The sequence below is a fragment of the Colwellia sp. TT2012 genome, from assembly GCF_001440345.1.
Taxonomy (GTDB): domain Bacteria; phylum Pseudomonadota; class Gammaproteobacteria; order Enterobacterales; family Alteromonadaceae; genus Colwellia.
Genome location: NZ_LJYX01000006.1, coordinates 634,987 through 657,481, shown reverse-complemented (window position 1 = coordinate 657,481; position 22,495 = coordinate 634,987). Strand labels below are relative to the sequence as shown.

The 22,495-nt window shown below is 38.4% G+C and carries 15 protein-coding genes; 6 read left to right on the top strand and 9 right to left on the bottom strand.

Going from position 1 to position 22,495, the window contains the following annotated elements; genetic code table 11:
* Positions 1 to 24: 24 nt before the first annotated feature.
* The 3 genes from phoR to ASU03_RS04605 form a co-directional block, all read right to left on the bottom strand.
* Positions 25 to 1,329, bottom strand: coding sequence for a phosphate regulon sensor histidine kinase PhoR (phoR, locus tag ASU03_RS04615; RefSeq protein ID WP_057830687.1), 1,305 nt, complete (start codon positions 1,327 to 1,329; stop codon positions 25 to 27).
* 43 nt (positions 1,330 to 1,372) lie between these two features.
* Positions 1,373 to 2,068 (bottom strand): phosphate regulon transcriptional regulator PhoB, encoded by a 696-nt coding sequence (gene phoB, locus ASU03_RS04610; protein WP_057830686.1) that lies wholly within the window; start codon positions 2,066 to 2,068, stop codon positions 1,373 to 1,375.
* Between the two features lie 231 nt (positions 2,069 to 2,299).
* Positions 2,300 to 3,247, bottom strand: a complete 948-nt coding sequence (locus ASU03_RS04605) for a porin (protein ID WP_057830685.1) — start codon at positions 3,245 to 3,247, stop codon at positions 2,300 to 2,302.
* A gap of 481 nt (positions 3,248 to 3,728) precedes the next feature.
* On the opposite strand from ASU03_RS04605, the gene ASU03_RS04600 reads away from it, so the two are divergent.
* Both ASU03_RS04600 and rdgC read left to right on the top strand, forming a co-directional pair.
* A complete protein-coding gene (locus ASU03_RS04600) occupies positions 3,729 to 5,468 on the top strand; it encodes a sensor histidine kinase (RefSeq protein ID WP_057830684.1) in 1,740 nt (579 codons plus the stop codon).
* A 76-nt stretch (positions 5,469 to 5,544) separates the two neighbouring features.
* Positions 5,545 to 6,468 carry a recombination-associated protein RdgC gene (gene rdgC / locus ASU03_RS04595; protein ID WP_057830683.1) on the top strand — a complete coding sequence of 308 codons (924 nt, stop codon included), beginning with the start codon at positions 5,545 to 5,547 and terminating at the stop codon, positions 6,466 to 6,468.
* Positions 6,469 to 6,583: 115 nt separating this feature from the next.
* Here the strand turns inward: rdgC and ASU03_RS04590 are convergent, their stop codons facing one another.
* Positions 6,584 to 7,426 carry an HDOD domain-containing protein gene (locus tag ASU03_RS04590; RefSeq protein ID WP_057830682.1) on the bottom strand — a complete coding sequence of 281 codons (843 nt, stop codon included), beginning with the start codon at positions 7,424 to 7,426 and terminating at the stop codon, positions 6,584 to 6,586.
* 324 nt (positions 7,427 to 7,750) lie between these two features.
* Positions 7,751 to 8,725, bottom strand: coding sequence for an HTH-type transcriptional regulator CysB (gene cysB / locus ASU03_RS04585; RefSeq protein ID WP_057830681.1), 975 nt, complete (start codon positions 8,723 to 8,725; stop codon positions 7,751 to 7,753).
* Positions 8,726 to 9,006: 281 nt separating this feature from the next.
* On the opposite strand from cysB, the gene ASU03_RS04580 reads away from it, so the two are divergent.
* Positions 9,007 to 9,777, top strand: a complete 771-nt coding sequence (locus ASU03_RS04580) for a hypothetical protein (RefSeq protein ID WP_057830680.1) — start codon at positions 9,007 to 9,009, stop codon at positions 9,775 to 9,777.
* Positions 9,778 to 9,900: 123 nt separating this feature from the next.
* Positions 9,901 to 10,269 (top strand): ribosome recycling factor family protein, encoded by a 369-nt coding sequence (locus ASU03_RS04575; protein WP_157465808.1) that lies wholly within the window; start codon positions 9,901 to 9,903, stop codon positions 10,267 to 10,269.
* A gap of 83 nt (positions 10,270 to 10,352) precedes the next feature.
* Here the strand turns inward: ASU03_RS04575 and topA are convergent, their stop codons facing one another.
* A complete protein-coding gene (topA, locus tag ASU03_RS04570) occupies positions 10,353 to 13,061 on the bottom strand; it encodes a type I DNA topoisomerase (protein WP_057830678.1) in 2,709 nt (902 codons plus the stop codon).
* Between the two features lie 417 nt (positions 13,062 to 13,478).
* Here topA and ASU03_RS04565 point away from each other — a divergent pair, with 417 nt between their 5' ends.
* A complete protein-coding gene (locus ASU03_RS04565) occupies positions 13,479 to 14,585 on the top strand; it encodes an arginase family protein (protein ID WP_057830677.1) in 1,107 nt (368 codons plus the stop codon).
* An 84-nt stretch (positions 14,586 to 14,669) separates the two neighbouring features.
* Here ASU03_RS04565 and ASU03_RS04560 read toward each other — a convergent pair whose 3' ends face one another.
* Complete coding sequence (locus tag ASU03_RS04560; protein ID WP_057830676.1) at positions 14,670 to 16,985, bottom strand: Ig-like domain-containing protein; 2,316 nt, start codon at positions 16,983 to 16,985, stop codon at positions 14,670 to 14,672.
* 254 nt (positions 16,986 to 17,239) lie between these two features.
* On the opposite strand from ASU03_RS04560, the gene ASU03_RS04555 reads away from it, so the two are divergent.
* The gene (locus ASU03_RS04555) at positions 17,240 to 18,601 is read left to right on the top strand and encodes a dicarboxylate/amino acid:cation symporter (RefSeq protein WP_057830675.1); all 1,362 of its coding nucleotides are present in this window, start codon (positions 17,240 to 17,242) and stop codon (positions 18,599 to 18,601) included.
* Between the two features lie 166 nt (positions 18,602 to 18,767).
* On the opposite strand, the gene sohB is transcribed toward ASU03_RS04555, so the two are convergent.
* Together sohB and ASU03_RS04545 are read right to left on the bottom strand one after the other, a co-directional pair.
* Entirely contained in the window at positions 18,768 to 19,826 is a 1,059-nt protein-coding gene (gene sohB, locus ASU03_RS04550; protein ID WP_082627140.1) for a protease SohB, read from the bottom strand.
* Between the two features lie 160 nt (positions 19,827 to 19,986).
* Complete coding sequence (locus tag ASU03_RS04545) at positions 19,987 to 22,446, bottom strand: VolA/Pla-1 family phospholipase (protein ID WP_057830673.1); 2,460 nt, start codon at positions 22,444 to 22,446, stop codon at positions 19,987 to 19,989.
* Between the last annotated feature and the right edge of the window lie 49 nt (positions 22,447 to 22,495).

Sequence of the window (22,495 nt, the reverse complement as noted above, 5' to 3'; positions counted from 1 at the left end):
AGTAATATTCACCTTTACTATGAGCTAGCGCGCAGTATCCGACAAAGCACTTTGATCAAAATAGATTGAGAATTCACTGCCTTTACCCCAGTGACTATTAATAACCAATTCTGCTTGATGGTGGTGTAAGACGTGCTTAACTATTGCTAAGCCTAAACCAGAGCCACCCGTATCTCTAGATCTGGACTTATCAATACGATAAAAGCGTTCAGTTAATCGATTGACATGTTCAGGTTTAATACCATCACCGTTATCTTTGACGGAAAAAATAGCTTTATCGTCTTGTAACTGCCATCTAACATCGATACAGCCATTGGGCTGAGTATAGGCAATAGCATTAGATAAAAGGTTAGCACAAGCACTCTTAAGCTCAGTTTCAGCACCCCAAATTTTAACATTGCTGCTAATATTTAGCGTGATTTTATGCTGTTTATTCTGATTAAGCCAAGTAACCTCATCAACCAAGGTAGTAATTAATTGCGCCATATCTACCCATTGTTTGTCATCATTACTATTATTTTCTATTTTCGCTAGATTGAGTAATTGTTCAACGAGACGATCCATACGAGATACTTGCTCTTCAATAGTCTGAAATGCTTTTTGCCAATGTGGCTCAAATGAATCCTTTGAAGCTTGGATCATTTCAACATAACCGCGAACAACGGTTAAAGGTGTTTTTAGTTCATGGGAGACGTTGGCAACAAAATCACGACGCATATCTTCTAAACGCTGAATATTAGAAATATCCCTTGCCAAGAGGAGCACATGCTCGCTGCCATACGCCATAATACGTATCTCTAATTGTACTGCTGGATTTACTGGAGAAATTAACAGGCAAGGAGACTCAAAGTTTTCTAAGGCTAAGTAAGCAGCGAATTCTGGCGCACGTAACAAGTTATCTATGCGCAGACCAAAGTCATCCGGCCATCTAACCCCCAAAAGCCGCTGTGCTTTTTTGTTACCCCACTCGATGGTTAATTCTTCTGATAACATTAATGCCGCATCGGGAAGTGCTTCAGCACCATCACGAAAACGGCGGATTTTTTCATTGAGCTGCTTTTGTTTATTACGTTGCTGTTTCACTTGGCGATATAGACCATCATATAAATAGCCCCAAACACCACTTGCTTGTGGCGGAGACAATGCCTTAGATTGCCATAACCACTTAATTAATTTAAACAGATGATGGTAATGCCATATTAATAAAAATATGCTGCTGGCTAGCATAACTAACAGCACACGGTCAAATAACCAGCCGACAAAAGCACTGGCAATCAGTATGGCGAAGAAACGAGAAACTATATTTTTAAAAGATAAACGAAAATACATGCTTACCTAATTACTTTGCAATATTAAAAAAACCATAGAATATTTACTTCTTTAATTTACTAGAAAATCGGTAGCCTGCACCACGTACAGTTTGAACAAAATCATCATGACCTTCACCTGAAATAGCTTTACGCAAACGCCTTATGTGCACATCCACCGTTCTATCTTCTACATAAACATTGGTGCCCCAGACATTATCAAGTAACTGTTCTCGCGAATAGACTCTTTCAGTATGGGTCATAAAAAAGTGTAATAATCGAAACTCGGTCGGCCCTAGATCCAAACTCCTTCCATTGATGGCAACACGATGAGAAACGGGATCGAGCTTTAGACCATGAAAGTCAACTTCCTCTTCAAGAGACGTTGGTGAAACACGACGAATAACCGCTTTAATGCGGGCAATAAGCTCTTTAGGGGAAAATGGTTTAGTCACATAGTCATCAACTCCTGCCTCAAAACCTTTTACTTTATCATCTTCATCACTTCGGGCTGTTAGCATAATGACAGGGATGTTACGGGTGTATTCATTTTGCTTTAATTTTTTTGCCAAGGATACACCGGTGCCACCAGGCAACATCCAGTCAAGTAATATTAAATCAGGGTAAGGTTCTTGAATTTTAGCTAGGGCTTGCTCGATATCACAGGCCTCTATAGCATTAAAACCATTTTGATCTAATACAAAGCAAATCATTTCCCTGATAGGGGTTTCATCCTCAACGACTAATATATTCCGACTCATGTATACATCCTAATAATATGACTAACTGATGGCACCTTCTGCTAATAAACTAATATTAACAAACGGTCACACTCGATAGCTTATTGTGCCGAAGTTAAGTGACAGTTTTATGACAAAAAGAAAATTATCAAGCAGGCTTAATGCTTTAGCAAGCCTATACACACAAAAAAGCCGCTGACGCGACTTTTAACTGATAATTATTAACTAAGCATTAACAACTGCTATTAAAATTTAGAACTTGTACTGAATGCCCACAGCTAAATAATCTTCATCATTGGCTGTGTCTAAATCAAAGCTAGTATAAAAGGCATAAAGTTTAGTGCTTTTAGCAAGCTTATAATCGATACCTGCTGTTATGCCATTACGACTATCACCATCTTTATGATCTGCTGCTTGAAACTGTCCTTTTAGGGTGATGTTATCAAAAGAATATTTTGCTGAAAACATGACACCGTCCATTTCAGCACCCGTTTCAATTTCTTCTTGGTTTTGTAACATTAAACCTAATGTGATACCGGCAATTTTTCCCGACACGGTCGCGCGCATTGTGTCAAAGTGCCCGGACACTGCGCCATCTTTTGACTTTCCTTTGACATCAGAATCAAAGGCAACTGCAGCATAAACCTTTGATTTTTTCAAATTTTTATCACCGTAGAAAATCGCCATAGAATAAGCATCATCAGAATCTACATCGTCTTCAGCCATATAAGTTAGACCTAACTGTAAGCCCTTAAATTTAGGAGACTTATAACTAAGTGTATCACTTAAACGGTTTTCACCAACCCAGAGGTGTTTGATATCACCATTATGATCGCTAAAAATGTCCACTTTACCTTGGGACTGTTTTAACATGGTGTCATTTTTACCGAGTAAAAATTCACCAAAAACGCCCTTCAAACCAATATATTGATTACGTGTCTTAAAGGTCTCACCATCACCATCTATATCAACTTCAAATTCAGCTTTATATACGACTTCAAGGCCTTCACTTAATTCATGAGTGCCTTTAAAGCCAAGTCGTGAGGCATTACTTTTAATTTCAGTAAATTTACCGTCACCTTCATCTGATGATTGTACTGAAACATCAGCTCTACCGTAAATATCTACCGATGCAGCCATGGCAGGTACCGTAGCAGTATAAAACATTGAGACTAGTAGTGCTTTTTTAGAAAAATTCATTTTTTTAAACCTTTAGTTATTAGTTATTAATGACTGTTTGATTATTATAATATGGCGTTTTTATTCCGTTTCTTATAATAAAATATTTAACTTCCCGTAAAATAGATAACTTCTTTATTGTCTTAGGCTTTCGTTAGCGCTTTATCGGCTGCAAACATTGGCATAGTTAATAGAAAAAAGATCGTTATTGCCCTAATGCTTTAATCTGTTTTATGAGTATATCCAAATAATATATGAGAAGTCAGGTGACTGATTAATAGTGAGTAGCCTACAAGATCTTTATTGCACTTTTATTACATCCATCAGCTTACACTTCATAAAGAGTACCTCTAGCTGTCATAGTATCTATTTAGATAAAATAATGTTTCAATTGACTAATTAATATAATTTTAGACTATGAATTTTAATTTCGCGCTCTTTTAAAATTGGTTTTACTAGAATTAACGATATGTCCCTAAAAATCACCTAAAAGATAACTGATATGAAAATAACCAGTATATCTCGTAAGCTGCTATCAAAAGTACTCTCTGTTTATTTTATTTTGACCTTCAGTGTTACGGGCATTCAAATTATTGCTGAATATTTTAATACAAAAAGTCATATCAATAGTGAGTTATTGACCTTACAAAAAACCATTAGTGGCAGTTTAACTCGCGCAGTTTGGGAACTTAATACCCAACAAGCTATTGATATATCTAAAGGTTTAATCGCCATCCCTATGATTAAGGGGATCACAGTAACGGATGAAGCTAATAAAGTTATCGCTCAACTTGGCGAAGTACTTACCCTACCCTCAACCGTCCAAGAAACCTATAGCGAACATCAAAGTATAAGCTCTATTAGTGAAGGTTTATTTGGACACTCTTTCCCCTTAATATTTGAATTTTCAGGCCGAACAACTACCGTTGGTACCGTTACTTTATTATCGAGTAATGATGTTATATTTAGTCGCATAGAAGTAGGCATATACTTTCTTATCGGCAACGCTATTGTAAAAACGGCGTTTTTGATCTTTTTATTCTCATTGGCTTTTACCAAATTATTAACTGAGCCTTTACAAGAGCTCACCGACAAAATGAAGCAACTTGATTTACATGATCCTGAAGCGTCTAAATTTCATAGTATGAATAATGAAAGAAATGAGCTGAATGTCTTAGAAGATGCTTATAACAACCTTATCGATGAGCTGGTTGAATTTAAAGACAAGTTGGCATTATCGCAACGAGAAACAAACTTAGCCAATGATAAATTAGATGAGCAAAACTCGTTACTTGAACAAGAGGTGGCAAGAAAAACGTCTACGTTAAGCCGCACCTTATTACGAATGGAAGTACAAAAAAAGGACATGTTAGCCCAACAGCATCAGTTAGAAGCAGAAAATAACCGTCGCCGTAAAACCGAAAGCACGTTAATCACGACCAATAAAGATTTAAAAATTTCGATAATAGAATTGAGTAGAGCTCAAGATAGGCTGTTAGAAGCCGAAAAAATGGCCTCACTGGGCTTGCTTAGTGCTGAAGTTTCCCATGAAATTAATACCCCCATTGGTATTAGCATTACCTCAGCAAGTTACCTCTCAGATATAATCCATAAATTTCAACAGGACATAAATTCGCAAAAACTGTCTAAACGTACTATCGACAGCTTTATTGATAATGCCGGGCAATGTGTTGAACTACTTTCAAATAACTTACAAAGAGCCGCAGAATTGATCACCAGCTTTAAACAGGTCGCTGTTGATCAAACTAATGACAAAGTGAGGTTAATCAATATTGCTAAATACCTTGATGAAATTATTCATTCTATTCATCCTAAATTAAAGAAAACCAACCATAGTATCAAAGTTCATTGCGATCCACATATTGAAATATATACCCACCCAGGGGCTATAGCGCAAATTATTATCAATTTAATTATCAATTCTCTTTCTCATGGCTTCCCAAATATTAACCGCGGTGAAATGACTATTGATATTGCCGTAGAACAGCAAAGACTAGTGATACTTTATCGAGATAATGGTATTGGAGTTAATGAGGAGCAGCTTGAGCGGATATTTGAGCCATTTTACACCACTCAAGCAAACAACGGTGGTACTGGTTTAGGCACTCATATTATCAAGAACCTTGTCATAGACACCCTTAATGGCTCTATCGATGCATATTCTGCAGAAGGTGAAGGTTTAAGATATCGCATAACCTTCCCAGATATGAGGTATAGTTAAAAAGCTTGCTGTCTAAAGACCATAATTCAGGTATGATAATCGCCAAAATACGCCCTTATCAGCCTAGGAATTACTTATGTGGTTTAAAAACCTATACTTTTTTGCCTTTACTCGCCCATTTGAATGGTCAGAGGAAGACTTAGAAAAACACTTATCTGAACACCTATTTACTCCATTAGGCTCGACAGAACTAGCACACTTTGGTTGGATTAATGCTTTAGGCAAACATGGTGACTCGAGTGTTCATAGCGCAGACGATAATTTTTTAATCTGTGCTCGTAAAGAAGAAAAAATACTTCCTGCGCCTGTTATCAAAGATATGGTAGAACAGAAGGTTAATTTACTTGAACAAGAGCAAGGCCGCGGCGCTACAAAAAAAGAGCGGGAGCAGTTTAAAGAAGATATTATATTCGAATTACTGCCTCGTGCTTTTTCCCGTATTACCGATACACACGCTTATATCAGCCCAGTAAATAATATCATTGTCATTAATTCAAGTTCACGTGGTAAAGCAGAAGATTTATTAGCATTATTACGTAAAGTACTTGGCACCTTGCCTGTGACCAGCTTTGATCCTGATATTTGTGTCGATGAAACCATGACAACTTGGCTAAGCGAAAAAAGTTTAGGTGGCAAGTTTACTTTAGGTATGGAAGCCGAATTTAACGCTTTAGGTGATGATGGCGCGGTAGTTAGGGTAAAAAATCAAGATCTAATAGGAGATGAAATTCAAGCGCATTTAGATGCGGATAAATACGTGGTTAAAATAGCCCTAGAATGGGATGAATCTTTATCCTTTATTTTATGTGATGATTTAGCCATTAAGCGAATTAAGTTTTTTGATGTTATACAAGAACAAAATGATGATATTGATAGCGATGACGTAGTCGCTAAACTTGACGCTGATTTTGCCTTAATGGCTGGCGAGCTAAACCGTTTTATTATCGATCTTTTAGCTGAATTTTCCATGAAAACAACGGATCCTCTAGAAAAAGATTAATATTGTGCATTACAAGAGTGCCTTAAAATTTAATTGACACAATTGAGGGCGATATTATATCGCCCTCTTCTTATACTCAATGACGCCACTTTATTTTATATAAAATATTGACTAGCTAAATAAACATAGCTCTTACCGCATCACATTTCTCTTTGAATTCATCACTGTCCATATAATCCACCTCAGGTAAGATTCCTTTCTTAGTATAACTGCTTAACAGCGCCTCTTTAGTTGACTCATTTTTAAAGACATTATGATAAATAGCCCCAGCACGAATGAAATCTAAATAGTGTACCTCGGTAGGTAAAATCGTTAAGTCGCTCCAACTTTCTGCCAAGAGAGTAAACTCCTCAGAAAAGCCCCAACTGCGCGTGATAGCTCCGCCAATCCGCCCAGATAACTTAATAATGGCTTGCTTCAAAAAAGTCGGATTAGCAAAAACATCGGGATGATTTTCAGCCTCAGTTAAAATAGGCAAAACACCAATATTATGTATGAGTGCCGCTAAGGTAATAGTATCTAAAGAAAGTGAAGTATGTTTATGCTCTTTTAAATACATAGCCATCAAACTTACCGCCACCGAAGCAATATCAATGGTTTTTAACCAAGCTTTATTCATATACATGGTGACTACATCATTATGTGATACAAATACCTGCTCAATTGCCATGGCCGTGGCAATACTTTTAATTTGCCTTAAGCCTATACGAGTTACCGCTTGTGGCACCGTTTCAACTTTAATACTACGTCCCAAAATAGCATTATTAGCAACTTTAAGCATACCTAGAGATAATGCTGGATCTTGAGCAATAATATCACTCATTTGATGCAAGTTAATATTAGGATCATCGGCAGCACTTCTTACTTTTAATGCTATCTTTGGTAAGGTTGGCAGTACAAGGGTGTCTTGTTTTATCTTTTCAGTCAAAATCGTATACAGGGCATTTTCAGTTGCCATAAATCCACCTTTATTTTTATTGTGCTTAACATTAAAAGTAGCACATTTTCTAAAAATTAATGTATTTCAAGTTAATAGCTAGAATGTTTTTTATTTCCCCCTACCCATGACCCGCACTCCCCCAGTTAAAGCAGGGTTAACATTGATGAAATAGATATAGATAAAGATAAAGATACGGAATGACTAGGCCATTACAACATACCTAGCTGGGTAGGTGTTTGCGCAATTGATGGTGTAAAAATTGATAAGCTTTGCTGGTGGTTAACTGCCATGATACAAGTAACACTAGCAATAAGCGATTATTGCTAGTGTTACTTAATCCTCTTAACGTGTCGGTAGCTCAATATCAGCTAAGAATTCGTCAACCTCATGGTTATTTTTCAATAACATAGCACGAGTGACAATATCTTTAGTTAGATGTGGAGCAAATCGCTCAATAAAGTCATACATGTAACCACGTAAAAAACTGCCTCGCCTAAAACCAATTTTAGTGGTACTCGCTTTAAATAAATGACTCGCATCAATGACCACAAGATCGCTATCAATACGTTTATCAATGGCCATGGAAGCAATCACACCGACACCAACACCTAAGCGTACATAGGTTTTAATCACGTCTGCATCTGTCGCTGTGAAAGCAATTTGAGGTTTTTCTCCTGCGGCATCAAAGGCAGCATCGAGCTCAGAACGGCCGGTAAAGCCAAAAACATAAGTCACCAGTGAATATTTAGCAATATCGGCTATGGTAATATCTTTTTTGTTCGCTAAAGGATGATCAGGAAGAACAATAATACTCCGATTCCAATGATAACAAGGCAACATGACTAAATCATTGTACAAGTGTAACGACTCTGTTGCTATGGCAAAATCTGCATCGCCTTTAGCGGCCGCGTCACTTATTTGCGCGGGCGTGCCTTGAGACATTTGCAATGAAACTTTACTATATCTTTTAATAAAGCCCTGAATAACATCAGGTAAAGCATAACGAGCTTGTGTATGTGTGGTAGCAATGCGTAATTTACCTTCATCCGGCTGAGTATGCTCGCGAGCAACTGCTTTGATGGCTTCGACTTTTGACATGATTTGCGTTGCAATATCAATGACATCTTGGCCGGCTTCCGTGACATGGGTTAAATGCTTGCCACTACGACCAAATATTTGAATACCTAACTCGTCTTCAAGCATTCTTACTTGTTTAGATATACCGGGCTGAGAAGTAAACAAACTCTCTGCTGTGGCAGAAACATTTAAATTATTGTTTAATACTTCAACTATGTAGCGCAGTTGCTGTAACTTCATATAAATACTCGATAGCATTAATAAAATGCGAGGTTGCTAATGTTCTTATACCAAAACAATATACTTAATCAATCATTTATTCCATAATAATTTATTAGTTTTTGTAAATTAAAATTACCACTTAGACTAAATTCAACAAATAATATTCTCATTTAGCTAAACTGTCTTTTATAAATCCAATTTTTTCAGGCGTTTTTAAACTAAATATGCAACTAGCTCTATGCTAAACAAAACATTTTTTGTAGACTGCTAAGTAGTTTATTTATTCAAGAGAATCTTAGATGATTGCTATTATTGTTGGGTTAATTATCGCCTTAATTATTTTTGTTGTAGTGGTAACCTCAATACAACAACATAAAGAAAAAATAGAAGCTGAAAAACGCATTAAAGTCGCCAAACAAAAAGCGATTATTGATGAAAGTGAAGAGCTGATTTTCAATTTGGCAAACCTGCCAAGTAACCCTAATATCGTCAAAATATTAAACCGCCGCAGCTTAAATGCAGCTAAAACGATGCAAGAACTTATGCCGGAAGTCAAAGGCATAAAAAAAAGAGCTCAAGAATTAAAGTCCCGATTAAAAGCATCAGAAGACCTGGCTGATAATCAGACTGACATGGACGATAATTTTATCTTACCCGACAATGAGCAGCAACTCGTTGCCATTTTACAGTGTATAAAGAAATTACGCGTAGTCATTAAATCGGAGCAAAGCAAAGGTACTTTAGATGCACAGACTTTTACTGCAGAAGATCAACGATTAGCGGCCATGCAACTAAAAATTAATATTGAAAGTTTAATTAAGCGTGGTAGCCAAGCTTTTAATAAAGAGATGCTTGGCTCTGCCAGACAATATTTTGAGAAAGCCTTACAAACTTTAATCAATAGCCCAGTTAAAAATGATTATGTTACCGCAAAACATACAGAAATTTCACAAAAATTAGAAGACATTACTGATGCCTTGAAACACACCAATGCTAAAGATGCGGCGAAGAAAGCAAAAAGTGAAGAAAGCGAGTTAGATATTTTATTCCAGCCGAAGAAAAAGTGGTAAATTATTTTATAAGCCAGCATATACCCGTCACCATTCAAAGTGCTCAGCACTCTGAAACATGCATATTGAATGGTAACGGGTATATAACTGGCTTATTTCTTACTATTCAAGACATAAATCCCCGTGGTAACAATCAACAGCATTAGCTTGCCGAGCTTTCTTCGACGCACGATGAAAGCATACCTCTTAAAAGCTCATATAAGACAATTAGGCGGTGAACTAAGCCGTATTGGTCGCTCAAGGAATTGGCAACTAAAAGCCAACTTTAGCCAATTACAAGCCATTGTTGAATTTATCGAGCAAGAGCATGAAGATAGTTGGCTGTGGCTTGCCAAGCTACTTAGAAAAGAATATAAATACTTAAGCCATGAAAATCTTTTACAGCTTGCTGCTCGACTGGACCAGGTTACTATCACCGCTTTAATGGCACAAACAGACTGTACTTTGTTACAAGCAAGAAAAGTATTAGATGAATTAGAGCAACTAGATTAACGCACTGAACTGGGCTCAAAATAAAGACAAAAAAATAGATACCTCTTGGTATCTATTTTTGTCTTCAAACTAGAATAAATTCTCTAGGCTGATTTTGTATCTTCTTTCTTTGCTTTGGCTTTACTGGCTGGTTTTTTCGCCGCTTTCTTTTTCGCTACTTTCTTCTTAGGAATATCTTCTACCCATTTTCCGTTAATAAACTTTGCGGTCCAGCCTGTTGCTTTGGGCTTGCCTTCATCAGTAGCAATCTCGGTCATAACATACTGTTCTTTGGTTTTACGGCTGTAACGTACTACCGATAAATTCCCTTCATTATCTTCTGCTGGTGCATCGGCTAAATAATAGAATTTTTCTGAAATTCTATCTCTAAAGCGTTTTAGCTCAGCTACTTTCGGTGCTCTGGTTTCCCGTGAGCGAGGGAATGTATGCGCGGCTAAAAAGATGCCCGCAGCACCATCACGAAGGACAAAATGTGCATCAGACTTTTCACATTCAAGCTCAGGTAATTGTACCGGATCTTCTTTAGGTGGCGCAGCTTCACCACTGGCTAATAATTTACGGGTATTCTTACATTCGCTATTGGTACAATCAAAATACTTGCCAAAACGACCTGATTTTAACTCCATCTCTGCTTCACAACGGTCACATGCTAAAATAGGACCATCATAGCCCTTAATTTTAAATGTCCCTTGCTCAACTTCAATGCCATCACAAATAGGGTTATTGCCACATACATGTAACTTTCTGGTTTCATCGATAAGATAGCTGTCCATTGCGGTATTACACTTTGTACAACGATGCATAGCCCTTAATGCTTCAGTTTCCTGATCTTCAGCTAGCACACTCACCGCTTCTTCACCGGGTGTTAGGTTCATTGTCGTGGTGCAACGCTCCTTCGGTGGTAAGGCATAACCAGAGCAACCTAAAAACACCCCAGTAGAAGCCGTTCTAATACCCATTTTACGTTGACAGGTAGGGCAATCAATATCCGTTAATACTGGGTTATTATTTGGCATACCGCCATCAGCAGACTCTTTATTGGCAAGGGCTAGCTTTTTACTGAAGTTTTTGTAAAAATCATCAAGTACATCTTTCCAGTTGAGCTTACCTTCAGCTATACCATCGAGCTCTTGCTCCATATTGGCAGTAAAATCATAACTCATTAATTTTTCGAAACTAATTGATAAACTATCGGATACTATTTCACCCATTTTTTCAGCATAGAAACGTTTTTTATCTAAACGTACATAGCCTCTATCTTGTATGGTGGAGATAATAGACGCATACGTTGATGGCCTGCCAATTGAGCGTTTTTCTAATTCTTTAACCAGAGATGCTTCGCCAAAACGAGAAATGGGTTTAGTGAAGTGTTGGCTTGCAGCTAAGTTATCTAATGTTAGTACTTCGCCGACTTTCAAATCGGGTAAATGTTTATCATCACCTTTACTTAATTGTGGGTGAACTTTGGTCCAACCATCAAACTGCATGACCCGACCTTTAGCCTTCAAATCAAAGCTAGCGGCACTGATGGTCAGTGTACTAACAGTGTAACGCGCTGCTGTCATTTGACAGGCAACGAATTGGCGCCAGATCAGCTCATATAGCTTTTTAGCATCCGCATCAACACCTTCAATGAAAGCGCCGACTAGTTTTACATTAGAGGGACGAATAGCTTCATGCGCCTCTTGAGCGCCAGATTTTGAGCCATACACCTTAGCTTTTTCCGGTAAATAATTATCACCGAAGTTATCACTAATATAGCTACGACACATTTCTACTGCATCTTTACTTAAATTAGTTGAATCAGTACGCATATAAGTAATATGGCCCGCTTCATACAAACGCTGAGCTAAGCCCATGGTACGCTTTACGCCATAACCTAACTTAGTACTTGCGGCTTGCTGTAGCGTGGAAGTAATAAAGGGCGCCGACGGCGTACTTTTAGACGGTTTATCTTCTCGCTTACTTACCGCATAGTCGGCGCTGTTAAGTATCGCTAGCGCCTTATCAGTATCCGCTTTATTGGTTGGTTTAAACGCTTTGCCATTTTCATGAGTCACGTCTAACGCTAAAGCTTCGCCGGTGCTGGCATGAGTATCCGCAGCAAGTTCCCAAAATTCTTTGGGATCAAAAGCTTTTATTTCCCGTTCCCGCTCAACCACAAGTTTTACCGCGACCGATTGAACTCGTCCGGCTGATAAGCCACGAGCAACTTTTTTCCATAACAGTGGGCTAACCATAAAGCCAACCACACGATCTAAAAAGCGTCGAGCTTGTTGGGCATTAACACCTGGCATACTTAATTCACCGGGAGTTGAAAACGCCTGTTGAATTGAGCTTTCGGTTATTTCATTAAAAACAACGCGACGAAATTTTTTCTCATCGCCACCTATAATTTCTTTCAAATGCCAAGCAATCGCCTCTCCCTCGCGATCCAAATCGGTCGCGAGATAGATAATGTCAGCTTTTTCTGCCAGTTTTTGCAGTTCACTAACCACTTTCTCTTTTCCTGGGAGTATCTGATAATTCGCCGCCCAGTTATTCTCAGGATCAATACCCATACGATTAACCAGCGCTTGTTTATCACGCTTAGCTTTGTATTTAGCTTTTGCTTCTGGCGCCATCTTGCGCACTTCAGCCGGAGATTTAGCAGCAACTTTTTTACCCGTGCTACTGTGTGGCAGATCACGGACATGACCCACACTCGACTTTACAATAAAGTCTTTACCTAAATATTTGTTAATTGTTTTCGCTTTGGCTGGCGACTCGACAATAACCAGTGATTTTGCCATAAAAATTTATAATCCTTCGATAAAGGCAAATTATTTTTTGCCTTTTTATTCAAACGCTAATCTAGTTAACAAAGTGCGAGCGTACTTGTTATGACCTTGCTAGCGATAAAAAAACATCTTATTTAAAAATCATTCTCTGCATAACTATCTATAGGTATATCTATAAATATGCAAACTGACAAGTAATTATTTTCCTTATCAGGGAATGCTATTCACCCACATAGGGGTTTTAGCTATAATAGGCATTTATTGATAACACTGTGCGCTAAGTCACACCTTGCCTATTTTTAGCGGCAATCATAATAGACTTTACAATAAAACATAAGAGCATATTGTTAAAAAATTTAATTTATGAACGTATTAAGGGTCACCTGCATCAACTGATGATCCGAGTAAACAATCAAACAGAGACTTAAAATGACAACTATTACATCGGAATTTTATAATAAACTTAGCAATTGCTTGTGTCCTCCGGGCAACGGCGTATTTACCGTAAATACCGCTAAAGAGCGTAAAGAGCAATTACATCAAACTATTTACGGCCAAGCGGTCGGGGTTGATGATTTATGGAAAGCATCGTTAAATAAGCTGCCAGACACCTCTAAAGCGGTTATTTTAGGTATAGCGTCCGATTGTGGTGGCGGTATTTTACGTGGCGCTAATTGGGGACCGTTATTTTTACGGGCTAATTTACTAGAGAACTACCCCGAACTGACCGCTTTTGACATGGGGGATATTCGTGTTATTCCACATTTACTTGCTGACAAATATTTAAATGAAGCAACAATCGCTAATTGTCGCAAAGCGCTTTATCAAGATGAACACAGCAAATATGCCGTTAGCCCATTAACTATTACTGAAGATGTTTTACATGACTTTTATGCTGAATTCCCTGAAAAAGGTATTTTTGGTATTGGTGGTGATCACAGTGTTAGTTATCCATTAACCAAGGCTTATTTGCAAGCGAAAAAGAAAAAAGGCATTCGAGCGGCAATTATTCATTTTGACGCCCATACCGATTTATTGGTTGAGCGTTTAGGCATAGATTTATGTTTCGGCTCTTGGTGTACTCACATTTTAAATGACCTGCATGAAAAACATCACCTTATTCAAATAGGTATTCGCTCTAGTGGTAGACCACAAAGTCACTGGGAAGAGACTTTTGGCGTAAGACAGCATTGGGCAAAAGACATTAAAGCCCAAGGTATCCAGCAAACCATTGATAATATTCTTGACCAACTTAAAGATGAAAATATTGACGAGCTGTATGTAAGCTTTGATATAGATGCTATTGATGAGAGTTTTGCTAGTGCTACCGGCACGCCAGAGCCCGATGGTTTAATGCCAAGTGAAGCAATGGATATATTACGTGCATTAGCCGCTGAATACCCGATAACCGGCGCTGATATGATGGAGATAGCCCCTTTTACTGATAGCTCTGGGCAAGGGCTAGCTGGACAAGAAAAAACATTAAAAGTAGGTGCTGAGATTTCGGCATTTTTACTGGAAGAAATGGCGAAGTAGCTTAGTTATATAAATCATAGTTCGTAACGTCATTCAATTAAGAAAGGCTCCTTAGGGAGCCTTTTTATCATTTAATCTAACTTATTAATCGGGAACTGAACAACTTTGATTACCCCCAAAAGGACCTTCACTTCCTACCCCTTGTCTTGGTGGAGACAGTTCTTCTGAAGCAATATCAGATGCTAATACAGGTAATGTAAAGATCGTTTGATTTAAACTTTCACTACCTGTGACTTTTGCCGATGCAATTAGATGTATGTTAACCCAATGACCATAGCTTTGACCGTAAGTAATTTGTACAATCGCTCGACCATTTTCATCTGTAGTTACTGTTCCATCTGCTATGGCAACATTACCAGGTGTTAACACTCCATCATTATTAGTGTCTTCAAGGTCTTCTCCAAAATCTAAAATACCATTTAAATTGATATCTTCATTATCACAAGAAATAGGTGCTGTTCGAACTTGAATATCACCACTTACAGCGTTAGTAACCCACACTTTGAATTTATCTCCATCATATAATCTTGCCCAGTGGCCTTTATAATACCGATCAGGGATTAGAGAAATGGCTAAATCGACATTTGCTACAGGGTTGGAGTCGACATCAGTAACAAATACTGAGTACTCTTTAATATAATCCGTAACCCCTAGTTCTTCTAAGGTATTACCCGTACCCAAAGTAATAAATAGCTCGCGTTTAGAAACGGTTAACGTTACCGTATCGGTAATTGCAGTGTCCTCAACAATTGCCTCTATCGAAACAGCATCTTTTGCTGAAGTACTATTTGAAGTATAAATAGTTGAAGCGTTACCACTACTGTCAGTTACCGCCGTTGCCGGAAAAATAGAGCCACCACTGATATCAGTTAATATAAACTTAACACGTTTATTTTTAACTAGGTTACCATTGACATCTTTAACTACGACAGAGATGGTCGAATTTTGCTCATTTGGGCCAATAGAATTCGGTGATGCTTGCGCCTTTATTTTTGCAGCAATATCGGCAAAAAACTCAAATTCTAGCTGGTTAGTTAACTCTATAGCTTTATCATCAACAGTATCCGATCCTACAAAGGTAACCAGCGCTTTACCGGCATTATTCGATGTTAAGTTAACCGTTACTTGTCCATTATTATCAGTTATCGATTTTGTTATGATGGTTACACCGTCATTTGCTAATAAAACACCTCGTGTGGTGGTAAAGGTTACTTCCTTACCAACGACAGGAACAGCATTTCTTCGCCACGTAAGTGTTAGCGAAGCTGTTTGTATTAACGATACATCAGGAACAACAGGCGTGGTTGCAGGGTCAACACTGACAACGCCATTACTAAAGCTAGTAAATAGGAACGAATCCGCTTGTACTGATACATCTTGACTCGCTGATGCGCTAAGTGAACTAACAAGAAGAGTATTAGTACCCCCAGAAATACCAGTCACTTTTACGGTTACCTGACCTTCAGCATCTGTAGTTACCGTTGCGGGAATTGTTATATCGGCAACCTTGCCTGCAGGTGCATCGGTTGATAGCCCTAACAAAGAAACTGCCACCGTACTGTTGGCTACACCATTACCATCAGAATCTAAAACATTAACGATATAGCTCGATTCATCATTTAATGCTAAAGAACTAGTACCTGTTAACGTTATTGTTGTACCTACTACTTCTATTTCTAAACTATCAGTGACATCACCATCACTACTACTAACATTAACGGTAATCACTCTATTTTCTGGGTTAGCAGGGGTTATCAAACCTTTTTGAACTCGCCCATTAATATCAGTTACGTTTGAAATATCACCCTCTGCATTCTCAACTCCGCCTATAGTGCCACTATCAACATTAAAGTTAATAGTTACTCCTACCAATAAATGATTATTAACATCTTTAGCAATAGCGGTAAGCGTAATCATTTCTACGCCACTTGAAGGCAATTGCTGAGAGCTTGCGAATAATGTGATAGTGGCAGGCTGTGGTTCGCCAATAACAATTTTCACTCCATTTCCTGCACTCTCAAAGCTAATATTGTCAGTAGCACTTTCATAACTGGCAATAACTTTAACTGAACCTTCATAATCAGTTACGTTAATCTTGATTTCGGCGGTTCCATCTGCATCTGTTGTTGCAGTACCTGTTATAGGGTCAAATGTCGCAGAGCCTTCAACGGCAAAAGTAAAGGTAACGGTTTTATTAGCCACTGGGCTACCATTAGCCAAAACAGTAGCGGTAATGGTTATATCATTAGCCGCTGATAAATCACCATCGGATTTTGTAACTGTTAAGGTTACGGCATCATCACCATCACCCAGAAGGTTACCATCACCATCACCACAGGCAACTAAAGTCATTAACGACATCAGTAACATGGTAAAACTTAAACGTCGAAATAACTGCATAAAGCTTCCCTAAATTTATTTTTAATTTTCATACTTTAACCATATTAACTTATAAATAACAAAAAGGTACTGCTTCTTAAAAAAAAGTTACATTCCTATAATGAGTTAACCGTTGTTTAACTTTTGCAACATCGGCAATAAAGTGGTTTTTAATCTCGTCAATAATTGCTAATCTAAGCCATTAAAATTTAATCGTAATAGCTATTTAATTATTACCACTTAACTTACCACCTAGCTGAAGTAACATAGACACTATGACAATTGATCAAACAACTTCCCCTGCTCTCAAAAAAACCAATTTAACTAGCCGTATTGTTATCGGTATGGTTGCCGGTATATTATTGGGAACCTTCTTACAGTGGCTGATGCCAAATGGCTCTGACAAAATCATCAACCTTTATTTCTTTGATTTATCCCTGCAAGGTTTTCTCGTTGATGGTGTTTTAGAGGTCATAGGGCAAATATTTATGGCCAGTTTACGTATGTTAGTTGTGCCACTGGTTTTTGTCTCTCTGGTGTGCGGGGTTTGCTCATTAAAAGATATCAGTAAACTTGGCCGAATTGGTGGTAAAGCCATTGGTTTATATCTCGCTACTACCGCCATCGCCATTAGTTTTGCTATTTTTGTCGCCTTACTTATTGCTCCGGGAGAAGGAGTAAATATGGTAGCGAATAGCAGTTTTACTAGTAGAGAAGCACCTTCTTTAGCGCAAGTTATTATTCAAATGTTCCCTACCAATCCTTTTGCTTCCTTTGCCCAAGGCAATATGTTGCAGATAATTGTTTTTGCCTTACTCTTTGGTATTGCCATTGCCCTGTCAGGAAAAGCCGGTGACCGCATTGCTTCAATATTTGACGATTTAAGTGTCGTCATTATGCGCTTAGTCTCTATCTTAATGAATATCGCTCCTTATGGCGTCTTTGCACTATTAGCAACCTTATTTACTTCAGTATCACTCGATACCTTTGGTAACTTAATACAATACTTCTTTGTGGTCTTCTTTGTCTTATTGATCCATGCTTTCGTCACTTACCCTATCATTCTAAAATTATTAACCGGTTTAAACCCGTTGATATTTTTAAAGAAGATGCGTGATGCCGCTATTTTTGCTTTTTCGACTGCCAGCTCTAACGCTACCATTCCGGTTACCTTAGAAACTGCAACGAAGAAGATGGGCGTTAAAAACTCTATTGCCTCTTTTACCGTACCACTTGGTGCCACCATTAATATGGACGGCACAGCCATTATGCAAGGTGTCGCCACGGTATTTATCGCGCAAGTCTTCTCCCAGGATTTAACCTTGGCTGACTACTTAATGGTAGTTCTTACGGCGACTTTAGCCTCCATTGGCACGGCAGGTGTTCCTGGTGTTGGTTTGATTATGCTAGCCATGGTATTAGAGCAAGTAGGTTTACCTGTGGAAGGTATTGCGTTAATTATAGGTGTTGACCGTTTACTTGATATGACTCGTACTGCCGTCAATGTTACTGGCGATAGTATGGTAAGTGTGGTGATTGCTAAGAGTGAAGGTCAGTTTGACCATGAGATGTATTTAGATGCCAAAGCAGGTCTAAACATTGACGATATAAACTTTAAACACTTAAAAGATAACTAAATCAGAAGTCAAATAGAAGTCGAGAGTCATGTTATAACTGGCTACTAGTAAACAAAAAGCTTTGCTGGGTAAACTCAGCAAGGCTTTTTTTTATCTTATCAACGGTTAAACTAAACTCAGTTCAGTTCATGCTCACTTGATTTGAGCTTAGTTAATGATTTACTGACTAGCCAGGAAAAATATTATTACGCTGTAATAACTTACCGATAAAACTTTCAGCTGACAATGACGCTGCTTTAGAAAACTTTTCGGCCAAGCCTTTTTTAATTTCATACTTAATCGCGACAACTTTATGACTTTTACTTTTTCCTTGTAAGTAGTCATCACTGGTTTGAATGCTATCAACTAAGCCTAGCTCTAGCGCTGTAGTACCAAACCAGTGTTCACCGGTTGCAACTTTAGCAATGTCTAAACTAGGTCGGCGTTCACTGACAAAGTTTTTAAATAACACATGGGTTTCTTCCAGTTCTTCAATAAACTTGGCTTTGCCTTTTTCAGTATTTTCACCAAACATAGTCACTGTGCGTTTAAATTCACCGGCGGTAAATTGCTCAAATTCAATATCATGCTTTTTAAGTAATTTGTTAAAGTTAGGCACTTGGGCAATGACACCAATAGAGCCTAAAATGGCAAAGGGTGCACAAATAATATGATTAGCTACACACGCCATCATATAGCCGCCACTAGCAGCCACTTTATCAACAGAGACTGTCAGTGGAATATTATGCTGACGAATGCGGTCAAGTTGCGAGGAAGCTAGGCCATAGCCGTGTACCATACCGCCACCACTTTCTAAACGAATAAATACTTCATCTGTCGGCTTGGCCACAGAAAGTATCGCTGTTACCTCTTCACGTAACGAGCTGACTTCTTTAGCATCAATACTGCCGTTAAAATCTATAACAAATACATGGGCTTTACTTGGCTCTTCTGCTTCGCCCGCTTTAGCTAACTTAGCTTTTGCTTTATCGGCCTTTGCTTTTTCTTTTGCTAATTTTTTATCGGCTTTTTCTTTTTCTTTATATTCTTCCTTGGTTAATAAGGCATGAATAATATCTTCTTCGGTCTCGATAAATTGCTCAGACAAGTCGGTGATTTCCAATTCACCTTTTTTGTGTTGCTGTTTCATGGCTGCGCCAGCAATAGCAATGATAATGGCAATTACCGCCAAAACAAAAGTAACCGTTTTTGCTAAAAACATACCGTATTCGTATAAAAATTCCAAGAGGACTCCTGAGGATATAATGATAAACAAGGATAAAACTAGTTGCGCTAATTCTACACTATTTTATTCGCTTGCAAACAACAGTAAAAATAATGTAAACACTAGACAAAAAAAAGCCCTCAAAAGAGGGCTTTCGCAATAAATATTATGAGAGAAACTATTACTTCACAATGTCTTCATCGGTTACTGTAATAGTATGACCCATACTTAAAATAAAGGTAACGAGTTGGCTTTGCATTGCTTTTGTCGTCCTAGCTGTCATTTCAGCATCAGGAGCCACCCCAGGAATAGCCACCGGAGTTAACACCGAGCCATGATGACCAAAAGCATAACGGATAGCGCCAGAAACCGGCATTTCTGCATCTTGCAATGTAGTTGAAACACTAGGTAGTCCTAATAATGCAATAGCTGGCTCAGTGCCACCCATAGGAGTGTTAGGCGTTGTATTAATCACTACTTGGTCAGGCAGGTTATCACTACCATTACCCACAACTTCGGTTAACATTATAGGTGTATTGCTTGCAGCTAAATCAGTGATATAACTAATAGGGTCCCCAGAGTCAGTTACCGTTTGTGACACAAAAGTAAACTCAGCAAAAACGGTATTCAACTCGGCTTGCTCTTCTGGGGATAATCCACTGTAAAACGCTTCATACGTTGCTGTTAACTGATCTTGAGTGAAACCATTGGGAAATGTCATATCAACAAAGGCTTTAAATTCAGCAGAGCTTTTGTAGACAAGATTAGACTTAACCAAACCTGAAAAAGCAGGTGATTCCATACCAAAGTTTGCCAACATTAGACCTGGTACTGATAATGAAACTGTATTGAACTTGAAAAGTCCATCTACTTGCGGCTCTAAAGGAGTATTTGCCATTGCTGTAATACTTATACCCATTATCCCACCTAAAGAAATGCCAAAATAATGCACATTGCTTTTATCTATCATTAAGTCAACTGGGTCACCATTAGTATCAACTGCCCCGATAAAGTTAAGCCCTAGACGTAAACCTAAAGTATCCGCTATGGTCTGACGGAAATTATCTCTACCCGTTAATAAGCTAGCTAAGTTAATGTAATGTAATGTGGTATCGCTGCCATTTATGTCATCATTGCCATCGCCATCTAAGTCAAAACCACGGCTACCATGTAAAGGTGCATCTATTGCTATTGTGGCAATGCCATATATAGAAAGTGCCCCTGTTACGGCTAACATTTGTTCTTTATAGCCAGACAAACCATGTTGCATAATAACAATCGGCCAACCAGCCTCAGGTTTAACTAAATCATCAAGACCCAAACCAGCACGAACAGCATTTGCTACTGCTAAGTTAGGTGTAGTCATTTGAACATCTATAGGCATCATAATGCGTGCTGCCGGTACAGGATTAAATTTAGTTATATGACGTTCAACATCAATCCCTAAATCACGTAAACCTGGCGCAGGTAAATTCTTAGCAGCGGATATATCCATACAAGCTTGATCAGTTGGGCTAATAGCTTCAACAGGAATTGCACTAGGGTTCACTGCGGCTAATCCAGCCAACATTGCGCCTGAATCACATAAAGCTTTCCACCAATCATTAGTAGGTGCTAGAGGATTTTCAGCCGTTGGTATGGCAAGGTAATACGGGAGTGTTATTGAACCTTTCATATAGTTAGCAGCACTATATAAAGGTTTTAGTTCATCCGGGATGCTATCGCCTAAAACATCAGCAACAGACATGCCTTTATCTTGAAAGCCAATGGCTGGTATACCGTTCATTGCATTAGCAAGCATTGCGGGCACATTACTCGCCATTAAACCTTTAAGAGCTACTAATGAATCGGTTGTTGACTGTGTGGTCATAGCAAAAGTATAAATTAAACTGTCTTTATCAGCGCCAAAATCGACAATAGCATTTTCATAACTATTGATAACACCTTGTAAACTTTTTTGAGCATCTGTTGCTAATGGGTTCGTAGTAATATCTTGACGAACGGTTTCATACGTATTTGAGCCTGCAATTGAGGTGCCGTTACTGTCTTGGATACTACTTGTTAATGCAACGATATAACTTGTTTTACCTGCGAATGGTTTTAGGGGAGCAACGACAATATTATTGCCTTTTGCCTGTGCAACAAAATCAACACCAAAAGTTAATTCACTAACCACTTTACAAGCAGCACCACGAGGTACTGCCTCACAACCTGCATCTTGCCCCATCAATGTTTCAAAAATACGTACAGAAGCAGGATTCATTACTGAGCTTGCATCTAATGTAGTATCTAGTGGGAATTTAATTTTAAGCACAAAAGGGTTACTAACCGACCAACCATCAAGTGCCCCCATAACAACTGTTGGATCCAAATAATCAGGACGTATTTTATTACCGTCTTCATCGACCAAGTTTTCTGCTGGGAAGTTTAACGTGCCATCTTGGGATCCAGAAAACAATAAGTCATTTGGAACAGACAAGCCTGCGGCACCCGCACCGGGATCAAAAACAATACGAGCTAACGACTTAACCGCTGAGCCATTATCAGCAACTTCTTTTTGTACATCTTCGATAGTTTCGCTATCACAGGCACTTAAACCAAGTGCACTAATAATTGCAAGACTGAGAGCTAGCTTTTTCATGTTAAATTCCCCAATGCCTTAATTTTTATTATGTATAGTTGTTAAAGTT

Coding starts and splice junctions, on each gene's coding strand:
- phoR (WP_057830687.1), bottom strand. CDS start 1,329: ATGTATTTTCGTTTATCTTTTAAAAATATAGTTTCTCGTTTCTTCGCC.
- phoB (WP_057830686.1), bottom strand. CDS start 2,068: ATGAGTCGGAATATATTAGTCGTTGAGGATGAAACCCCTATCAGGGAA.
- ASU03_RS04605 (WP_057830685.1), bottom strand. CDS start 3,247: ATGAATTTTTCTAAAAAAGCACTACTAGTCTCAATGTTTTATACTGCT.
- ASU03_RS04600 (WP_057830684.1), top strand. CDS start 3,729: ATGAAAATAACCAGTATATCTCGTAAGCTGCTATCAAAAGTACTCTCT.
- rdgC (WP_057830683.1), top strand. CDS start 5,545: ATGTGGTTTAAAAACCTATACTTTTTTGCCTTTACTCGCCCATTTGAA.
- ASU03_RS04590 (WP_057830682.1), bottom strand. CDS start 7,426: ATGGCAACTGAAAATGCCCTGTATACGATTTTGACTGAAAAGATAAAA.
- cysB (WP_057830681.1), bottom strand. CDS start 8,725: ATGAAGTTACAGCAACTGCGCTACATAGTTGAAGTATTAAACAATAAT.
- ASU03_RS04580 (WP_057830680.1), top strand. CDS start 9,007: ATGATTGCTATTATTGTTGGGTTAATTATCGCCTTAATTATTTTTGTT.
- topA (WP_057830678.1), bottom strand. CDS start 13,061: ATGGCAAAATCACTGGTTATTGTCGAGTCGCCAGCCAAAGCGAAAACA.
- ASU03_RS04565 (WP_057830677.1), top strand. CDS start 13,479: ATGACAACTATTACATCGGAATTTTATAATAAACTTAGCAATTGCTTG.
- ASU03_RS04560 (WP_057830676.1), bottom strand. CDS start 16,985: ATGCAGTTATTTCGACGTTTAAGTTTTACCATGTTACTGATGTCGTTA.
- ASU03_RS04555 (WP_057830675.1), top strand. CDS start 17,240: ATGACAATTGATCAAACAACTTCCCCTGCTCTCAAAAAAACCAATTTA.
- ASU03_RS04545 (WP_057830673.1), bottom strand. CDS start 22,446: ATGAAAAAGCTAGCTCTCAGTCTTGCAATTATTAGTGCACTTGGTTTA.